The 16,763-nt window shown below is 71.3% G+C and carries 13 protein-coding genes; all 13 read left to right on the forward strand.

Features of this window, described 5'->3' with window-relative positions; translation table 11 throughout:
* Positions 1-157 precede the first annotated feature (157 nt).
* The 13 genes from AWX74_RS36950 (at position 158) to AWX74_RS37030 (ending at position 16,644) form a co-directional block, all read left to right on the forward strand.
* Positions 158-676 (forward strand): hypothetical protein, encoded by a 519-nt coding sequence (locus tag AWX74_RS36950; protein ID WP_091286521.1) that lies wholly within the window; start codon positions 158-160, stop codon positions 674-676.
* 964 nt (positions 677-1,640) lie between these two features.
* A complete protein-coding gene (locus AWX74_RS36965) occupies positions 1,641-2,570 on the forward strand; it encodes an endonuclease/exonuclease/phosphatase family protein (protein ID WP_054571542.1) in 930 nt (309 codons plus the stop codon).
* A gap of 1,808 nt (positions 2,571-4,378) precedes the next feature.
* On the forward strand, positions 4,379-4,933 hold the full coding sequence (locus AWX74_RS36980; protein WP_235498513.1) for a hypothetical protein: 555 nt from the start codon (positions 4,379-4,381) through the stop codon (positions 4,931-4,933).
* A gap of 68 nt (positions 4,934-5,001) precedes the next feature.
* Positions 5,002-5,634 (forward strand): SAF domain-containing protein, encoded by a 633-nt coding sequence (locus tag AWX74_RS36985; RefSeq protein ID WP_063793379.1) that lies wholly within the window; start codon positions 5,002-5,004, stop codon positions 5,632-5,634.
* Positions 5,631-6,554: a hypothetical protein gene (locus AWX74_RS39330; protein ID WP_054571541.1), complete on the forward strand. Its 924-nt coding sequence runs from the start codon at positions 5,631-5,633 to the stop codon at positions 6,552-6,554. Before AWX74_RS36985 ends, AWX74_RS39330 begins: the two co-directional genes overlap by 4 nt.
* On the forward strand, positions 6,551-7,879 hold the full coding sequence (locus AWX74_RS36995; RefSeq protein WP_054571540.1) for a TadA family conjugal transfer-associated ATPase: 1,329 nt from the start codon (positions 6,551-6,553) through the stop codon (positions 7,877-7,879). The genes AWX74_RS39330 and AWX74_RS36995 overlap by 4 nt, the downstream gene beginning before the upstream one ends.
* Complete coding sequence (locus AWX74_RS37000; protein ID WP_091286526.1) at positions 7,873-8,754, forward strand: type II secretion system F family protein; 882 nt, start codon at positions 7,873-7,875, stop codon at positions 8,752-8,754. The genes AWX74_RS36995 and AWX74_RS37000 overlap by 7 nt, the downstream gene beginning before the upstream one ends.
* Positions 8,751-9,653, forward strand: coding sequence for a type II secretion system F family protein (locus AWX74_RS37005; RefSeq protein WP_091286531.1), 903 nt, complete (start codon positions 8,751-8,753; stop codon positions 9,651-9,653). The genes AWX74_RS37000 and AWX74_RS37005 overlap by 4 nt, the downstream gene beginning before the upstream one ends.
* A gap of 62 nt (positions 9,654-9,715) precedes the next feature.
* Positions 9,716-9,970, forward strand: coding sequence for a hypothetical protein (locus AWX74_RS37010; protein WP_242666587.1), 255 nt, complete (start codon positions 9,716-9,718; stop codon positions 9,968-9,970).
* 293 nt (positions 9,971-10,263) lie between these two features.
* A complete protein-coding gene (locus tag AWX74_RS37015) occupies positions 10,264-11,046 on the forward strand; it encodes a TnsA-like heteromeric transposase endonuclease subunit (RefSeq protein WP_200931457.1) in 783 nt (260 codons plus the stop codon).
* Positions 11,043-13,148 (forward strand): Mu transposase C-terminal domain-containing protein, encoded by a 2,106-nt coding sequence (locus AWX74_RS37020; RefSeq protein ID WP_200931456.1) that lies wholly within the window; start codon positions 11,043-11,045, stop codon positions 13,146-13,148. Before AWX74_RS37015 ends, AWX74_RS37020 begins: the two co-directional genes overlap by 4 nt.
* A complete protein-coding gene (locus tag AWX74_RS37025; RefSeq protein ID WP_054571260.1) occupies positions 13,145-14,302 on the forward strand; it encodes an ATP-binding protein in 1,158 nt (385 codons plus the stop codon). The genes AWX74_RS37020 and AWX74_RS37025 overlap by 4 nt, the downstream gene beginning before the upstream one ends.
* A complete protein-coding gene (locus AWX74_RS37030) occupies positions 14,299-16,644 on the forward strand; it encodes a TniQ family protein (protein WP_054571259.1) in 2,346 nt (781 codons plus the stop codon). The genes AWX74_RS37025 and AWX74_RS37030 overlap by 4 nt, the downstream gene beginning before the upstream one ends.
* Positions 16,645-16,763: the final 119 nt, after the last annotated feature.

Genomic DNA, 16,763 nt, shown 5'->3' on the forward strand with positions numbered 1-16,763 from the left:
GGAGTCTGCAGCGGGGCTGGGCTGGCGTGAGCGGCCCGGCCGGGGCGTCCGACGCGACGCGGGTCAGCGGGAGATGACCTCGGCCGCGGGCCGTGGCCTTCGGTGGCCTGACAACTATGGGGCGACGCATGTGACTGCGGGCGTTGTCACGAAGGTCGTGGAGGTGAGCGGCGATGCGCCGGTGTTCGCCGATGTGAGCAGCGATGGTCCGGTGGTGTTGTGGGTGGTGGAGCACGGCCTGGAGATCAAGGCGAAGCCCTCCTCGGTGCTGGAGGGGCATCATTTTCGGGCGACCCTGCCCCCCGGTTGGCGGGAATCGGCCTCGTGGACATGGGGGCCTAACGACCTCGCAATTGCCGATGTTCTTATCCACTCGGGTGGTGGCGATGACCTCGAGCGGTGCCTGACGCTTCTGCGAACCTTCCCCGGATGCGGCCTGGTGGCGTCCGGCGGGGTCGGGCAGTGCCTGGTCCTCGGCCCGTGCGCGCAACCGCTGCTTGTCGAGGTCGATCTGCCGGCAGCGGTCGTGGCCAGCGCTGTCATGGGCTGGACGATGTCGTGGCTGTGGTGGTTCAGGCGGTCGCGCCCACTCTCCGGCCTGCTGGCCCGGTCGGTGAGCATCGACTACGCCGGGCGGCGGCATCCGGCCACGATCACGCTGGCGCCATCGCTGTGACCATGACCCACGACGCAGGAGGGCACTCCGATGATGTTGACGATCAACACGCAGAACCTGCCCCGAGGTGGCCTCAGTGACGGAGTCGGCACACCGCAGGACCGGTGGCCCGCGTTGGCGGGCCCGTCTCGGCCCACATCGGCCGGATGTGGTTCTGCTTCAGTTTTCCGACCGCAGCCGCCGTCGATGCCTGCGCCGCGGGGATTCACGTAGCGGACAAGTCCGTGACGCTGCGGGATCGTGAGCGTGTTGCGGACGCGTGTCTGACGGGACCCGCGTGATCGAGCGAGATCCAGAGTCTCGATCAAATCGCCATCGCGACCGGATCCGGGTGGGCTACTGGGGCTTGGCCGGGCCGGGGTTCCGTGCGGCTGCGGACTGCGCTCGCGGTGCGAACCCGGTCCGGGCCGACCGGCCCGAGGGGTTACGGGCAGCGGACGACTGCACTCTCGACGATGCTTTCCCTGTCATCGGCGTCGACCGTGACGACCTTCCGCTGCTCGGCGTACTCCGACCGGCCCTGCTACCGCTCTTGCTCATGGTGCTCACCTCCGTGCTTGCCCTGGTGTTTCCGTGCCGACCGGGTGGGATGACGCCAACCGGCTGGTCGTCCGGTGGTCGTCTGGTTGATCCGGCCGGCGTGACCGCCGCCGCGGGAGCCGCCGACCGCGCCCAGGCTCGCCGGCAGCGGGCCGTCGGCTGGCAGGCCGAGAGCGGCTCGGTACTGGGCGTCGCGGAGTTCACGGCGACGCCGTGTCTTCTCGGTCCTCATCGGCATCACCCGTCCTGCTCGCCTCCGGACGCTCCTGTCCATGCTCGCGCGCCGACGCCGGCCGTGCGACAGCAGCCATGATCAAATATTGGGACTTGTCGGCCGGCGAAAAGCGGCTGGCCGGCCGGTCCTGCCGCTCACGGACCTTCCGCGGCGCATCGTCGCGGACCCGCACGGAAGGAAAGGCGTCAGATGGCCGAGGTTCGGTTCGCGACGTACAACATGCTCAACCTGTTCGAGTCCGACAGCGCCGAGGAGCGTGAGCGGTACGGGCGGGTCGTGGAGGTCATCCGCGGTCTGGACGCGGACGTCCTCGCGGTCCAGGAGATCATCGCCCCGAACGTCGAGGTCGCCGCGGCCCGGCTGCGGGCCCTCGCCGACGACGCCGGGATGGAGTGCGCCTACGAGCCGGACCGGCCCGCGATCGCCGCCGGCCGGCAGCGTTTCCACGTCGGCCTGCTGTGGCGGCCGGGCCTGACGGTGGTCCCGGGATCGTTCCGCACGTACGGGGCGGCCGACTTCTGGCACGCCCTCGCGAAGATCACATTGGAGATCGACGGGCGGCGGGTGCAGTACGCGAGCCACCATGGGACGCCGTTCGGCCGGCACATGCGGGCCGATCAGATGGAGCGGGTCGTGGCGGTGATGACCCGGCCCGAGGGCAGCCCGCCCGGTCTGGTCGGCGCGGACTGGAACTGTGTCAGCGCGGACCGGCGGCCGGACGGCACGTTCTACGACCCGGACCCGTATGCCGACAGTGACTGGTACGCGGACCTGATCTACCAGACCGTGTGGGGGTACGACGAACACGGCCGCCGGTGGCACCGGGCGGACCGGGAGCCCGGTGAGGTGCTGTACGCGGGCGGGCTCACGGACGCCGCGGTCGTGTTGGACCGGCCGTGGGAGGCCACCGTCGGGCACTGGCCCGGCAACACCTTCGGAGACCGGCGGATCGACGCGATCCGCGTGACCGCCGAGATCGCCCCGGCGCTGCGCGCGGTCGAGGTGACCCGGACCGAGCTGGCACGCAGCGCCTCGGATCACCTGCCCGTCACGGTCACCTACGAGACCACGGCTCTCGGCACGCAGGCACAGCGCAGCAATCCGCAGCTTCCCTCGTGAGGAAATCAGCCGAACGCAAGCGGTTGAGGCGGGACGGTCTGCGAAGATGATCCCCCGATAGTGGTGTGTGGGGAGGAAACGGTCACCGCCCCCATCATCGGAGAAGCCGCGGCCGACGCCGCGCTCCGCGCCACGGGACCGGCGGGAGAATCCGCCTACCAGGCGATCAGCCGCGTCCTCGGCACCGCCTTCGCCCGCCGCTACGCCGACGCATGGCGCTCAACCGCCCGCCGACGCCCCCTTCCTCCTGGGAACCTCCATCGCCTACCTCACCGTGACCTAACCAGGCGCCAGCCGATGACAGCGGCGGGGCCGGCCGGCCCCGCTGAGGGCCGCTGTCGTTACTGTCCGGTACATGGGCCGATGTTGATCTCTCTCGCACCCCGCTTTTTGCTGGCAGCGAAATGTCCCGAAGATGCCATGCACCTGCATTGGCACGGCACGATGCCGCACGATGACCCTCCTGGACATCACTCTCCGCAGTGAAGCTGTCGGCCTTCCGGGGTGAGTCTCGGCCGAATCCCGGCGTTGGGACAGTCGACGATGCGCGTCACAGCCCTCGACCCGTGTCGATGCCTTGGCCAGAGGATTTCCTCCGGGCCCGCGCAGCCATTTTGTGATCTTGAGTGCGCCGAGCGGGTATGTCTCCCCGATGGGTCGCGAGCGCCCTCCTGTTCGCCAAAGCACCGAAGGCGCGATCGCGGAGTGTAGCCACTCCCTTTGCTCGCGCGCATAATAGTTCGCGCCGCCGCGGATGCGTCTGTGACGTTCACCTCCCTTGTCATTCATTCCCGCTGGTGGTCTAACTCTCTGGCACTTCGGCGAGTCACCAACGTGATAAGGCAGGGGTCAGATGGGTAACGGAACGTGAGGCGGCGCGGATGGTCGGCGGCCCTGCTGGTCCTGCTCGCGACCGGTGCCTGCGCCGACAGTCCTGGCGACCCACCGGCGCCGCCGGCGTCGGCGGCGCCTTCTCCATCTGCCGTCAGCCCCTCGGCGTCGTTGACCCCGGCGGAGATCGCTGAACGCGACGCGCTCACTGCCTATCGGGGGATGTGGGAGGACTGGGTTGCCATCGCGGAGACATCCGACTACGCGAGTCTCAGGATGGCGCGACATGCGAGCGGGAGCGCACTGACGCTTGCCTACCGTGCGGTTTACACGAACTGGCGGAACGGGGTCGTTTCTAAGGGAACGCCGGGGCTCAGCCCACACGTCACGGCAGCGGATCCTGCGGGCAGGCCGGATCGGGTGACTGTTACCGACTGTGTGGACACCACAAAGTGGCTCAACTACACGCCCGATGGTGTACTTCAGGACGATGTCCCCGGTGGTCGAAGTAGCAGCCAAGCACTGGTGCTCTTCCATGACGGCACCTGGAAAGTTGATCAGCTGGTCATTCAGAATAAAGGCACGTGTTGAAACTCTCCCCGCTGATCGCCGGTGCGGTCCCACTCGTGATGCTCCTCCAGGCGACGGCAGCTCGAGCGGACGACGTCCTGTTCGGAGCTCGATGCCAACAGGCCGACCGAGCCTGTGACGTCTGGGCCGGAACCCAAGGAACTCCCGCCGACGACGTGTATCAGAATCACGCGCCAGTACTATCTCCAGCGGACGCTTCAGGAAGCGTAGAGGAATGCGATGTTCCGGTGCTAGGAAAGGTGCCGTGCGTCGATCCAGAACTGGGACGACTCGCCAGTGATGGCTGCTATTACAAGGCTCGGCCCGATTTCACGCCTCCGGCGATCCTTGCTGCGGAAGTCACTCCGGGAATTCCCGGCTCCTGGTATGAGCGCAAATGCCCCGGGGTGAGTAGCAGCTACGGAATCGTGTGGCGGCCCGATGCGCAGATGGGCGCGGTCGTTCCTCCGTCGCCGGAGGTGATGGCGCAGCGGGCGGTGAACCGCCTGGTGTTGCCCGCCCCCGCTTTCGGGTTGTCCCCGGATGTGGAGACGGTGCAGCTGGTCGGGGTGCCAGTGTGGCTGTGGGTCGACGCGGCGAGCTGGATGTCGGTATCAGCGACGGCCTCGGTGCCGGGGGTGTCGGTGACCGCGACGGCGCGTCCGGTGTCAGTGGTGTGGGACTTCGGGTCGGGCGGACAGGTGCGGTGCGCGGGACCCGGGCGGGCGTTCCAGGCTGGTGTGGATGATCCCGCGGCGATGTCGGAGTGCGCGATCAGGTTCACGAGGGGCTCCGCGGGCGAGCCCGGGGGTCGGTTTCCGCTGACGGTCACGGTGTCGTGGCAGGTCGGCTGGGTGGGCGGGGGGCAGACCGGTGAGGCCGCCGGCCTGACGTCGCAGACGACGGCGTCAGTTGCCGTCGGGGAGTCACAGGCGCTGGTGCTGTCGGGGTCGGGCCGGTGAGCGGCACGAGGCGGCCTCGACACAATGAAGACGCCCGTCTGGGGGCGCAGAGCCGTGCGCGGGGTGGGATGGCACGGCGGGCGCTGGTCGGGGTGGTGCTGGTCGCGCTGTCGGTCGCGGCGTTCGTCGCCGTCGGGAACGAGCGTCAGGCGCGGCGCGATCTGCTGCTGGTGGCGCGAGACGTGCCGGCGGGCCAGGTGCTGACCGCGCAGGATCTACGCGCTGTGTCGGTGGGAGCGGCTGGCGGGGTGGACGTGGTGGCCGCGGACGGCGTGGCCGCGGTGCTGGGCCGGGTGGCGGTGGTGCCGTTGCTGGCGGGCAGTCTGCTCCCGGCCGGGGCGGTGGGTGATGGGTCGCGGGTGCCGCCGGAGGGGCAGGCGCTGGTCGGCGCGTCGCTGCGGGCGGGCCAGTTCCCTCCGGGGCTGGCGCGGGGCGACAGGGTGTCGATCCTGCTCACCGCGGTGTCGGCCCAGGCGGGGACCGTCAGCGGGAGCGTGTCTACGCCGTCCACACCGTCCACGGAGTCGGGGGCGCGGTCGGTGGAGGGCCTGGTCGTGGGTGTCGGCGCCGGGCTGGCGGATCCGACCGGTGACGGCGGGGTGGTCGTGTCGCTGCAGGTGGCCGGCGGGGATGCCGCGCCGGTGGCGGAGGCGGCGGCGGCGGGCCGGGTCGTGCTGGTGGTTCGGGCGGTGTCCCGGTGAGCGGGGTGGGTCTGGTCGCGGTGGGCGCGTTGAAGGGCTCGCCGGGGGTGACGACGGCGGCGCTGGCGCTAGCGGCGGTGTGGCCGGCTGGCGCGGCGGATGCCGGTCCGCTGCTGGTGGAGGCGGATCCGTCGGGTGGTGATGTGGCTGGCTGGTACGGGCTGCTCGGCTATCCGGGCCTGCTGGCCTGGGCGGCTGCCGCACGGGGCGGGGCGGCGGCGGTGGACGCGCATGTGTGGGCGCTCGCCGGGGGTGTGGGGCTGGTCGCGGCGCCGGTGGAGGCGGGCTCTGCCCGTGGGGCGGTCGCGGTCCTGGCACAGACCGGGTCGGTGCCGTGGGCCGCGTCGGGCCGGCTGGTCGTGGCGGACTGCGGCCGGCTTGATCCCGGCTCGGTCGCGCTCCCGATCGCGGGGGCGGCCGGGGTGCTGGTCGTGCTGGCGCGCCCGGTCCCCGCCGAGCTGGCCCGGGTCGCGGGCCGGGTGGAGGAGCTGACGGGCGCGGGCCGCCGGGACTGTGTGCTGGTCCTCGCCGGGGAACCGGAATGGTCGGCCGGGCGGGTCGAGGAGGCGGTGGGTCTTCCGGTCGTGGGGGTGATACCGCATCATCCGCGGGCGGCGGCCGGGGTGGCGGGGGGCCGCTTTGGTCGTGGCGCCCGCCGTTCCCAACTCCTGCGCGCCGCCGCGGACATCGCTGCCGATCTCGATCGTCGCCTCGCCGGCCGGCGCGGCGGATCGTCGCGGGCCCTCGCCGCGCTGCCTTCCGCCGCCCCGCTCCCCGCTGTCCCGCCGGGCTCGTTGCCGCGGGCGGGTGGTCGTCTCCCGGTGGTGCCGGGTGCGACGTTCACGATCTCTCGGCCGGGTGGGCAGGCGGCGGCGTCTGGCTGGGTTCCCACGACCCCTGACCGGGAGGGCTGGCAATGACCGGCGACCTGGACGCGTTCGCGGCGCAGGTTCGGGCCCAGGTGGGCGCGGCGCTGTCCGCGCGGCTGCAGATTCGCGAGGCGCGCGGCCTCCCGCCGCTGGGGCGGGATGATCAGCGGGCGTTGGCCTCCGAACTGATCGCGGAGGTCCTCGCGGAGCATGCCCACGCCCAGCTCGCCGCGGGCGGTCAGCTGCCGTCTCGCCACGACGAGGAGCGGCTCACCCGGGCGGTCCTCGACGGCCTGTTCGGGCTGGCTGGGTTGCAGCATCTCCTCGACGATCCCACCGTTGAGAACATCTCGGTGAACGGTGCCGATGTGGTGTGGGTCAGCCGGTTCGACGGCTCGCGTGAACGGATGCCGGCGGTGGCGCGTTCCGACGCGGAGCTGGTCGAGCTGGTCCGCACGGTCGTGGCACGGGCCGGGGTGGAGGAACGTCGCTGGGACCGGGCGTCGCCGGAGGTGTCCTGCCAGCTGCCGGACGGGTCCCGGCTGCACGCGCTGATGGCGGTCGCGCACCGTCCGGCCGTGTCGATCCGCCGCCACCGCTACCAGCGGGTCACGGTCGACGCGCTGACCGACCTGGGCATGCTCAGCCCCGAGCTGCGGCACTTCCTGAAGCTGCTGGTCCTGGCCCGACGCAATGTGCTGATCGCGGGTGGGACCGGGATCGGGAAGACGACGTTCCTGCGGGCGCTGGCCGCCGACGTCCCGTACGCCGAGCGGATCATCACGATCGAGGACGCCTACGAGCTCGGTCTGGACCGCGACGGCCAGCACGGTGACGTCGTCGCGTTGCAGGCCCGCCAGCCCAACATCGAAGGCGAAGGCGCGATCAGCCAGGCCGACCTCGCACGGGCGGCGCTACGGATGAGCCCGGACCGGGTGATCGTCGGGGAGGTGCGCGGCGCCGAGGTCATCCCGATGCTCAACGCCATGTCCATGGGTGTGGACGGGTCGATGGCCACCATCCACGCCTCCTCCTCCGCCGGGGTATTCCTCAAACTCGCCGCCTACGCGGCGCAGTCCGCGGAGCGGCTGCCGTTGGACGCGACCGCGCTGCTCGTCGCCGCTTCGGTGCACTTCGTCATCCACCTGGACCGCACCGCCGGCGGGCGCCGGGTGGTGTCCAGCGTCCGGGAGGTCGTCGGGGCCGACGGGCTGCTGGTAGCGACGAACGAGGTGTGGCGCCCCTGCCCGGACGGTGCCGCGGTGCCCGGGGCGCCGCTAAGCCCGCAGAACACCGCGCTCCTCGCCGCCCACGACCACCGCCCGCTACCGGGCGTGATCAGCACCGGTGGTTGGGAGGCGGTCCCGTCATGGTGAACACGACCACGGCCGGGCTGGTCCTGGCCCTCGGGTGCGGGGCGGCCTGCGGAGTCGGCCTGTGGCTGGCCGGTACCGGAAGCGCACCGGCCGCGAGCGCGCTGCGCCGTGCGGCGGCCCGCCGTGCCGGCGACGGGTTGTCCCCGCAGGCCCGGCACGCCCGGACCGCCGGGGCCGTCGCCGCCGCGGTCGGAGTAGGTCTGCTGACCGGGTGGCCGGTCGCCGCCTCGCTGGCCGCCCTCACCGTCCTGCTCGCGCCGGGTCTGCTCGCCGCGAGCCGGACGGAGAAAACACAGACCGCACGGGTCGAGGCGATCGCGGTCTGGACGGAGATGCTGCGCGACACCCTCGCCGGCGCCGCGGGCCTGGAGCAGGCGATCCGTGCCACCGCGCCCCTCGCGCCGCTGCCGATCCGCGTCGAGGTCCTCACCCTCGCCGCCTCCCTCGATAGCGGCACACGGCTGCCGGACGCGCTGGTGGTGTTCGCGGACGAGCTCGACGACCCGACCGCGGATCTGGTCGTGGCCGCGCTGGTGATGGCCGCGTCCCGCCAGGCCCGCCAGCTCGCGGACCTGCTGGGCCGTCTCGCCGCCGCCGCGCACGACCAGACCGCGCTACGGCTACGTACCCTGGCCGGCCGAGCGCGGATCCGTACCGCCACCCGGGTCATCGCCACGATCACCCTGACCATGGCGTTCGGGCTGCTCGTGTTCTCCCCGGCCTTCGTCGAGCCCTACGACAGCGCGGCGGGCCAGCTGGTCCTGCTCGGGGTCGCCGCCCTGTTCGCCGGCGGGCTGGTCTGGCTGGCGCGGATGGGCCGGGCACCGGCGGACCCGAGAATCCTGACCCGGCCGCCCACCGGGGAGCACCGATGAGCGGGCTTGTGCTGGCCTGCGGTGCCGGCTGCGGGCTGGGCCTGTGGCTGCTGTGGACCGCTCTGCGGCCCGCCCGTCCCGACCTGGAGCAGCTCCTCGCCGACCTACGCCCCACACCCCCCACCCTCGGCGAGGCGGACACTGGGCCGGGGCCTGGCGGGTGGGCGGCCCGCGCCGGGCAGCCCCTGGCCCGGCACCTCGACCCCGCGCGGCTGCTCCCGCTGACCATCCGCCGGGACCTGGTCGCGCTCGACCGCGACCCTTCCAGCCACCTCGCCGAGAAGGTCACCAGCGGTGTCGTCGGCCTGTTCCTGCTTCCGCTGCTCACGGTGGTGCTGGCCGTCGCCGGGATCACCCTGCCCGTGCTCCTGCCAACGGTCGGGGCACTCGCCCTGGCCATCGCCGGGTTCTTCGCCCCGGATCTCGTGGTCCACGCCGACGCGCGGTCGCATCGGCGGGCGTTCCGGGCCGCGTTCGCCACTTTCCTCGACCTCGTCGTGATCTCTCTGGCGGGTGGGGCCGGACTCGAGCAGGCCCTCGACGACGCCGCGTCCATCGGCACCGGCCCCGCCTACACCCGGCTGAAGGCTGCCGTCGACACCGCGGTCCTCACCGGCACCCCGATCTGGACCGTCCTGGCCGAGCTCGGCAACCGCCACGACATCGCCGACATCGTCGAGACCGCCGCCAGCGTCGCCCTCGCCGGCGGTGAAGGCGCCAAGATCCGCGCCTCGCTCACCGCCAAAGCCGCCACGATCCGCCTGCGTGCTCTCACCGACGCGGACGCGTACGCCGCCGCCACCACCGAACGCATGTCCCTGCCCGTCGCCGTGCTGTTCCTCGGGTTCCTGCTGCTGATCGGCTACCCGGCCGTCGCCCGCGTCATGACCAGCCTCTGAGAAGACCGTGGGTTCGTGATTTCTGAAGCCCTGATCGCGTCGACAGGAAGGACCCTCCGCCCGTGTCCCGTCTCGGCCACACTCGCATCGCCGCCCGCCGCTCGGTGGCGGCGACCACCGTTCTACTGCTGGGCCTGCCGGCCCTCCTGAAGGCCCGCTTCGAGCTGTGGGAGACCCGGGGCCGGGAAGAAGGCCGGGACGCCGGGTACTCGACCGAAACGGTGATCATCACCGCGATGCTGGTCGTGCTCGCGCTCGCCGTCATCGGGATCATCTCGCGCGCCGTGATCGACAAGGCCAACGGCATCAGCCTATGACCCGCGACCGACGAAAGAACGATCAGGTGTCGCGACGACATGGCTGATGTAGGGACGCCGGTCTAGATGTCCAATGGCCGCGATATATGTCCAGTCGATGTCCAACGACCGGTGTTCTGTCCACAGCGGACTACCGGGGCTACGGCAAGCCGGGGCAAAGGCGACGGAAGCCCTCGACGAGCCCGTGAAACAGGGCAGGGAAGGAGATTTCTATGCGGATTTAGGTTGCGTGATACCGGAGACGTTGTGCACTGGCGTCCTGTTTGTCCGCAGCGTGTCCAGCGACCGGACTGATGTCCAGTGATCTACCGTGCCAGTTGGGATCATGTCTTCTATCTGGGGAGATGGTAGCGATGGTGACTGATGCTCAATTGAGCGTCAGGGATTCCACTGGCGCGGTGTCGACGTACGAGGATCTGTCGCTGGTTGACCTTGCCGCGACGGTGGCTGGGTGTCCGTGGCGGGTTTTTCGATGGCGGCAGGGACAGGCGCACTACTCGGGCTGGTATTGGTCGGTGACGATGGCGGGCCATGTGGTTTATGAAAGCCGGCTGGAGCTTGCCCGGCTCCTGCTCGCCGATTTCGATTGTTCGGTGGTGGGAATCGCGGCGCAGCCTTTCTGCCTGACCGCGGAGGTGGATGGGCGGCTCCGGCGGCATGTTCCGGACTTTCTGCTGGTGGACCCGGGCGGGCTGGTGACCGTGGTCAATGTGAAGCCGGCGGAGCAGCTGGCCAGGGAGAAGGTCGCGGAAGCGTTGGCCTGGGCGGGCCAGGTTTTCACGCGGGCCGGCTGGTGCCATGAGGTCTGGTCGGGGGCGCCGGCGGCGGTGCTGGGAAATGTGCGGTTCCTGGCGGCCTATCGGCGTGCTGATCGGGTCGACGCCGAGGCCGTCGAGGAGATCGATCGGACGGTCACGGGGAGGGTGGCTCTCGGTGAGGTGGAGGCCGGGTTGGCGGGCCGGTTCGCGGTCGAGGTGTGCCGGCCGGCGTTGCTGCATCTGGTGTGGCGGGGCGTGTTCCGCGTCGATCTGGACAGGCCGTTGTCGCCGGTGTCGGTGCTGGAGCGTGTGGTGTGAGCGCGACGGTGACGGTGACGATCGGGACGAGGCTGGTCCACGACGGCGAGATGCGCACGGTCGTCGGTATCGAAGCGCAGCGGCTGCGGCTGCGTGACGGGCAGGGCCGCGAGGAGCTGGTGCACACGGCGACGGTGCTGGCGAATCCCGCGACCTCGGTGCTCGGGGCGGACGGGGAGCCGGTGGCGCCGATGGAGGCGTTGGGGCCGGTACTGGACAGCCTGGACGGGCCGCGACGCGCCGAGGTGCTGGCGCGGCTCGGGCATGTGCGTGAGGTGCTGACCGGCTACGTCTCAGGAACGGTGACGCTGGCGGCTGCCGGTGAGCCGCGGGCGGCCTACGAGATGGCGGTGCCGTTGATGGACCGCTACGCGGCGAAGGCCGCGGAGGTGGGGGTGGACGTCCGGACGGTGCGCCGCTGGGTCCGCGCGGTCCAGACAGCGGGCGCCGCGGGGCTGGTCGATCAGCGCATGGTGCGGCTGGCCGATCCGTTCACCGGGGTCGATGAGCGGTGGTTGGCGATGTGTCGGCTGGTGCTCGACGAACACACCGACGCCAGCCGGCCGACCCGGCAGCTGCTGCTGGAACGGGTGGCGGCACGGCTCGACGCCGAGCACGGCGCCGGATCGGTGCGGGCGCCGGGGCGGCGGCGGGCCCGGCTGGTGCTGGAGGAGTTGTCCCGGGCCACCCACGCGTTCACCGGCGCGACGGCGGCGAAACGGTCGATCGCGAACCGGCCGACACAGCCTTACGGGCGGCTGCGCGCGACCCGGCCGGGTGAGTACGTGCTGGTGGACACCACCGGGTTGGACGTGTTCGCGATGGAACCGCTGACCTTGCGCTGGGTCCGGGTCGAGCTGACCGTCGCGCTCGATCTGTATTCGCGGTGCGTGACCGGCCTGCGGCTCTCCCCGGTGTCGACGAAGTCCGTCGACGCGGCGGTCGTGCTCTACGAGTCGCTGGTGGTGGACACGGCCCGGGGCAGCGGCGGCGGTCTGCTGCCCTACGCGGGGCTGCCGGACACCGTCGTCGTCGAGGCGGAGCCGGGGCTGCCGGGGGTGGCCGCGGAGAGCATCGTCGTCGACCACGGCAAGATCTTCCTGTCGGAGCATCTGCTGTCGGTGTGTCAGCGCCTCGGGGTGTCGGTGCAGCCGGCCCGGCCGCTGACCCCCACTGACAAGGCGCCGGTGGAGCGGTTCTTCCGGACCCTGCGAGAAGGATTGCTGGCGGCGTTGCCCGGCTACAAGGGGCCGGATGTCCACAGCCGTGGGAAGGATCCGCAGGGCTGCGCCTACTTCTTCGTCGACGAGCTGGAGACCGTGATCCGCCAGTGGATCGTCGGGATCTACCACCGGCGTCCGCACGGCGGGCTGGTGGACCCGGCGGTGCCGGGGTTGGATCTGTGTCCGGCGGAGATGTTCGCTCACGGTCTGGTCCGGGCCGGTCGGCTGCGGGTGCCCGCGCGGACGGATCTGGTGTTCGATCTTCTGCCGGTCGCCTGGCGGACCATCCAGCATTACGGGATCGAGGTCAACGGGCTTCGTTACAACGGCCCCGTGCTGGGCGGCTACCGCAACCGGCTCAGCCCGTTCACCGGTCGGCACGCCGGCAAGTGGCCGGTGCGCTACGACACTGACGACATCTCACGGGTCTACTTCCAGGACCCGGCCGACCAGCGCTGGCACACGCTGGTCTGGGAGCACGCCGGCGGTGTCGGGATGCCGTTCTCCGCGGACACGCTCGCCTACGCCCGCCGCCTCGCGCTCGCCGAGGGCCGTCACGTCGATGACCGGCTCGCCCTGGCGGACCTGCTGGACCGGTGGGACGCGGGGCTCGTGCGTCATCCCGCCGAACGTCGGATGGCGATCCGCGCGAGCGAGCAGCGCCAGGCCCGGTTGCAGGCCGCCGTCGGCGGCGACCTCGCGGCGGCCTGCGAGCTGCCGGCGGTCAGCGCCGGGCTGGAACCCGCCGGGACACCGGCGGGTTCGTGGCGGGCCGGTGACGACGACTGCGACGGTGAGCTGGACGGCGCCGCCGCCGACGAACCGGCCAGGATCGCCGACGAGGAGTTCTACGCCGACGCGCTGAGGGTCGTGCCATGAACCGCCCGGACGCGGTGCTGTCCGACCGTGACGAGCGGGACTGGAACCTGTCATGCAAGGACGGCTGGTTCGCGATGGTCGACACCCCGCCGAGGACCCGCCCGCCGCGGCACAGCGCCTGCGAGATCGCGGGGATGTCGCGGACCGTCCGGCTGCGTTACAACGAGACCCGTGCCCGTTGGCACGCCAACCTCGGCCCCGTCGCGACCCCGGGCATGGACACCGTCTTCGAGCAGCTCGACGAGATCTGCGGATCGAACCGGCAGGACGGGGAGAAGGTCAAACCCGCCGCGGTCCTCGACGCGCTTCCCGGGCTGGGCAAGACGACCGCCGCGCTGGCGTTCGCCCGCGCCTTCCACCGCGAACAGGTCGACCTCTACGGGCCGACGGTTCCCGCCACGGGCGGCCAGTGGCAGCGGGTGCCGGTCGTTTACCTCGGGCTGACCTCGAACACGACGATCCGCAGCCTGAACGCGATGCTCTGCCGCTTCTACGCGCTGCCCGCCCCTGACCGCGGCACCGCGACACGCCTGGCGAACCGCGCCGCCGAATGCGTCGCCGGGTGCAAGACCCGTCTCGTCGTCGTCGACGACGTGCACTTCCTCGACGTCCACCGTCGCGATGGCCGGGAGGTCGCCAACCATTTCAAGTGGCTCGCCAACACGTTCCCGGTGACGTTCTTCTTCGTCGGGGTGGGGCTACGCGCCCGCGGGCTGCTCACCGAGGGCCTGACCGGCGCCGACGCCGCGTTCTCCCAGACCGCGCGACGGTGGAACGTCCTCACCCTGACCCCGTTCGAGATCCACAGCGAGGCCGGGCGGCGCACCTGGCGCAACCTGCTCCTCGGTATCGAACGCGACCTGGTTCTCGCCGAACTCGGCCGGGGAACGGTCGCCGAGGACCTGTCGGACTACCTGTTCGCCCGCAGCTCCGGGCACTTCGCCTCGCTGATGTCCCTGATCGCCCGGGGCTGCTACCGGGCCGTCAGGACCGGCGCGGAAACCCTCACCGCCGGTCTGCTCGACGCGGTCCGCATCGACGAGGCCGCGGAGAAAGCCCGCCGTGACCTGCACGCCGCGCTCGGCGCGGGCCGGCTGACCAGCCGGCCCGCCCGCCAGACCACCACGCGCCTGGGCGGGGAGGGCGCGGCATGACCCGCCGGCTCCCGTTCACCCTGACACCGCTGCCCGGGGAATCGTTCGAGAGCTGGACGACCGCCTACGCGCGGCGCCTGCGCGTCACCACCAGCGAACTCACCCGCGCCCTCGGCCTCACCGCCGACCCGCCCCCGGCCGTCACCACGCCGCTCACGGTCGCCGACGCGACCGGTCTGACCCCCCGGACCTTCGCCGCGATGTTCCACCCTCCGCTCCCGGATCTGCCCCCGCGCACCCCCGACGCCCTGCGCACCGCGGCGACCGCGGGACGCACCAGCCGGTTCTGCCCGACTTGCCTGGCCGAACATCCCGGCCGGTTCGCCCTGGCCTGGCAGCTGCGCTGGACGTTCTTCTGCCTCGATCACGGCCAGCCACTCGCGGACCGATGCCCGCGCTGCGGGTCCACCCAACCCGTCCGGCACCCGTCCGGACGGACACCACCCGGTCATTGCACCCGCCACGTCACCGCCGCGGCGACCACCACCCGCTGCGGCTTCGACCTCACCGAGCCCCCCCACCCCACCTGCGCCGATCCCGCCGCCGCCCACACCGCCCAGCAGCTGATCGACCGCAGCCTCGCGCGGCTACGCCTCCCACCCGACGCCACCGCCCGGCACGAAGCCCTCGCCACGCTCACCGACCTGACCATCCTCGCCGCCCACATCGCGACGAACGACCGCCCCCGCCGCCAGCGAACACCCGTCGCGGGCGACCTGCGGGCCGACACCCTGCTCACCGCCTACCAGCTGCTCACCGCCCCCACCGCTGGCCGCCCGGACGACCCCCTCGCGCCCCTGGTCGCCCACCACTCGGCCGGGCCCCGGCCCCTGGCAGTGCCCGAGTCCTGGAAATCCGCCAGCCCCAGCCTGACAACCCGCATCGCGCACAGCCGCGACGGATTCCTGCGTCCCATCGAACGCCTCCGGCACGCCACCACCCTGCCCACCTTGCATCCCCCGACCACCGACCCCACCAGCGGCGAACCGGACCCGGCCGTCCTGCGAGCCGCACGCCTACCCGACCAGCTCTGGCCCGTCTGGACGATCCGTCTCCTCGACGACGACTCCCTCGAACCGGTGACCTTCCGCCCCGCGGCGATCGCGGCGCTTCTGCTTCCCCACAGCGCTCTGCGGCTCAACCAGATCACCGCCCTCGTCAGCGACCAGATCACCGGCGGCACCGTCGCCCACCAGCTCGGCAAACTGACCCGCGGCCCCGCCGGCAGCACCACGCTGCGCATCCTCACCGAACTCGCCCTGGCCTGCGACACCCACCCCATCCCGATCGACTACACGCGCCGCCGTCACCTCGCCGCCACGACCGAGCTGATCGACCGCGCGACCTGGAGAAGCTTCCTCGGCCCCGGGGAGCTGCGCCGCGGGCACCGACGCCGCCTCGATTTCGCCCGCTCCTACCTCTACGAACTCCTCACCGACGGCAACCTCGCCATCGCCTCACCGCCCTACCGGATCGTCGACCCCGCGCGACGCCCCGCCTACCACGAGTTCGTCCTCGGGATGCCCGCGCCGCTCGCCGACGATCTCACCAGCCACGCCCACGCCCTGCTTCTCCACGCCGGCGTCACCGACGAGCCGCTGCGCTGGGCCCCGCCAGCGCACTGGGTCCACACCCACGACTGGCCCGGCGCCGATCTCGAACACACCGACCCCGCCCCCATCCACGACCTGCTCACCCGCCAGCACCGATCCCCGCAGCAGGTCGCCGAAACCCTCCACATGTCGACAGAGCACGTCCGCCAAGCCGTGCGGCTACACCCGCTGCCACGCCCGCTCTATCCCACCCACCGCGCCGGAGCGATCCTCCCGCTCCACCCCGACACCAGCCAGCAGCACAAACCCGGAATCCATTACGTCGACCCCACCTGGCTCCACGAACAATACGTCACCTGGAAACGCACCCTCGCAGACATCGCCGACGAAATCGGCTGCGTTTACAGCACCCTCCGGGCTTTCGCGGAGAAACACGGAATCCCGCTACGTCCATCCGGCGGCTCACACCACATCCACACCCTCACAGGAACCCACCCCTCCCAACTACCCGAACCACTACGCAGCGCCCTCACCGGCCACCAAGCCCATCTCCGCCTCGAACGCTTCACGATGATCGTCCGACATTCCAACCTCACCAGAGCCGCCGAAGAAGCCGGCGTCACCCCCGCCTCCCTCTCCGAACAGCTCACCTACCTCGAACGCGTCTGCGGCGGCACCCTCATGCGCCGCCACCACCCCAGACGCCTCGACAGCCCCACAGAACTCGGACAGGCACTACACCTCCAGATAGAAGCCCACATCCTCCACGACACCACCAGCCACCCATGACGACACGAACAGGCACAGCGAAGAAATGGACAACCACCCCGGCCCCCAAGAAAGCACGGGAAACCCCCAGTGGACACGATCACGGCACCCGAATGGACATCTTCGCCGGCCTCCCTACA

The organism is Parafrankia irregularis (genome assembly GCF_001536285.1).
Lineage (GTDB): Bacteria > Actinomycetota > Actinomycetes > Frankiales > Frankiaceae > Parafrankia > Parafrankia irregularis.

Bases quoted from the DNA above. Each gene is read 5' to 3' on its own strand.
- AWX74_RS36985 (WP_063793379.1), top strand. From the start codon at position 5,002: ATGGCACGGCGGGCGCTGGTCGGGGTGGTGCTGGTCGCGCTGTCGGTC.
- AWX74_RS37030 (WP_054571259.1), top strand. From the start codon at position 14,299: ATGACCCGCCGGCTCCCGTTCACCCTGACACCGCTGCCCGGGGAATCG.
- AWX74_RS37025 (WP_054571260.1), top strand. From the start codon at position 13,145: ATGAACCGCCCGGACGCGGTGCTGTCCGACCGTGACGAGCGGGACTGG.
- AWX74_RS37005 (WP_091286531.1), top strand. From the start codon at position 8,751: ATGAGCGGGCTTGTGCTGGCCTGCGGTGCCGGCTGCGGGCTGGGCCTG.
- AWX74_RS37015 (WP_200931457.1), top strand. From the start codon at position 10,264: ATGTCCAGTGATCTACCGTGCCAGTTGGGATCATGTCTTCTATCTGGG.
- AWX74_RS37000 (WP_091286526.1), top strand. From the start codon at position 7,873: ATGGTGAACACGACCACGGCCGGGCTGGTCCTGGCCCTCGGGTGCGGG.
- AWX74_RS36995 (WP_054571540.1), top strand. From the start codon at position 6,551: ATGACCGGCGACCTGGACGCGTTCGCGGCGCAGGTTCGGGCCCAGGTG.
- AWX74_RS36965 (WP_054571542.1), top strand. From the start codon at position 1,641: ATGGCCGAGGTTCGGTTCGCGACGTACAACATGCTCAACCTGTTCGAG.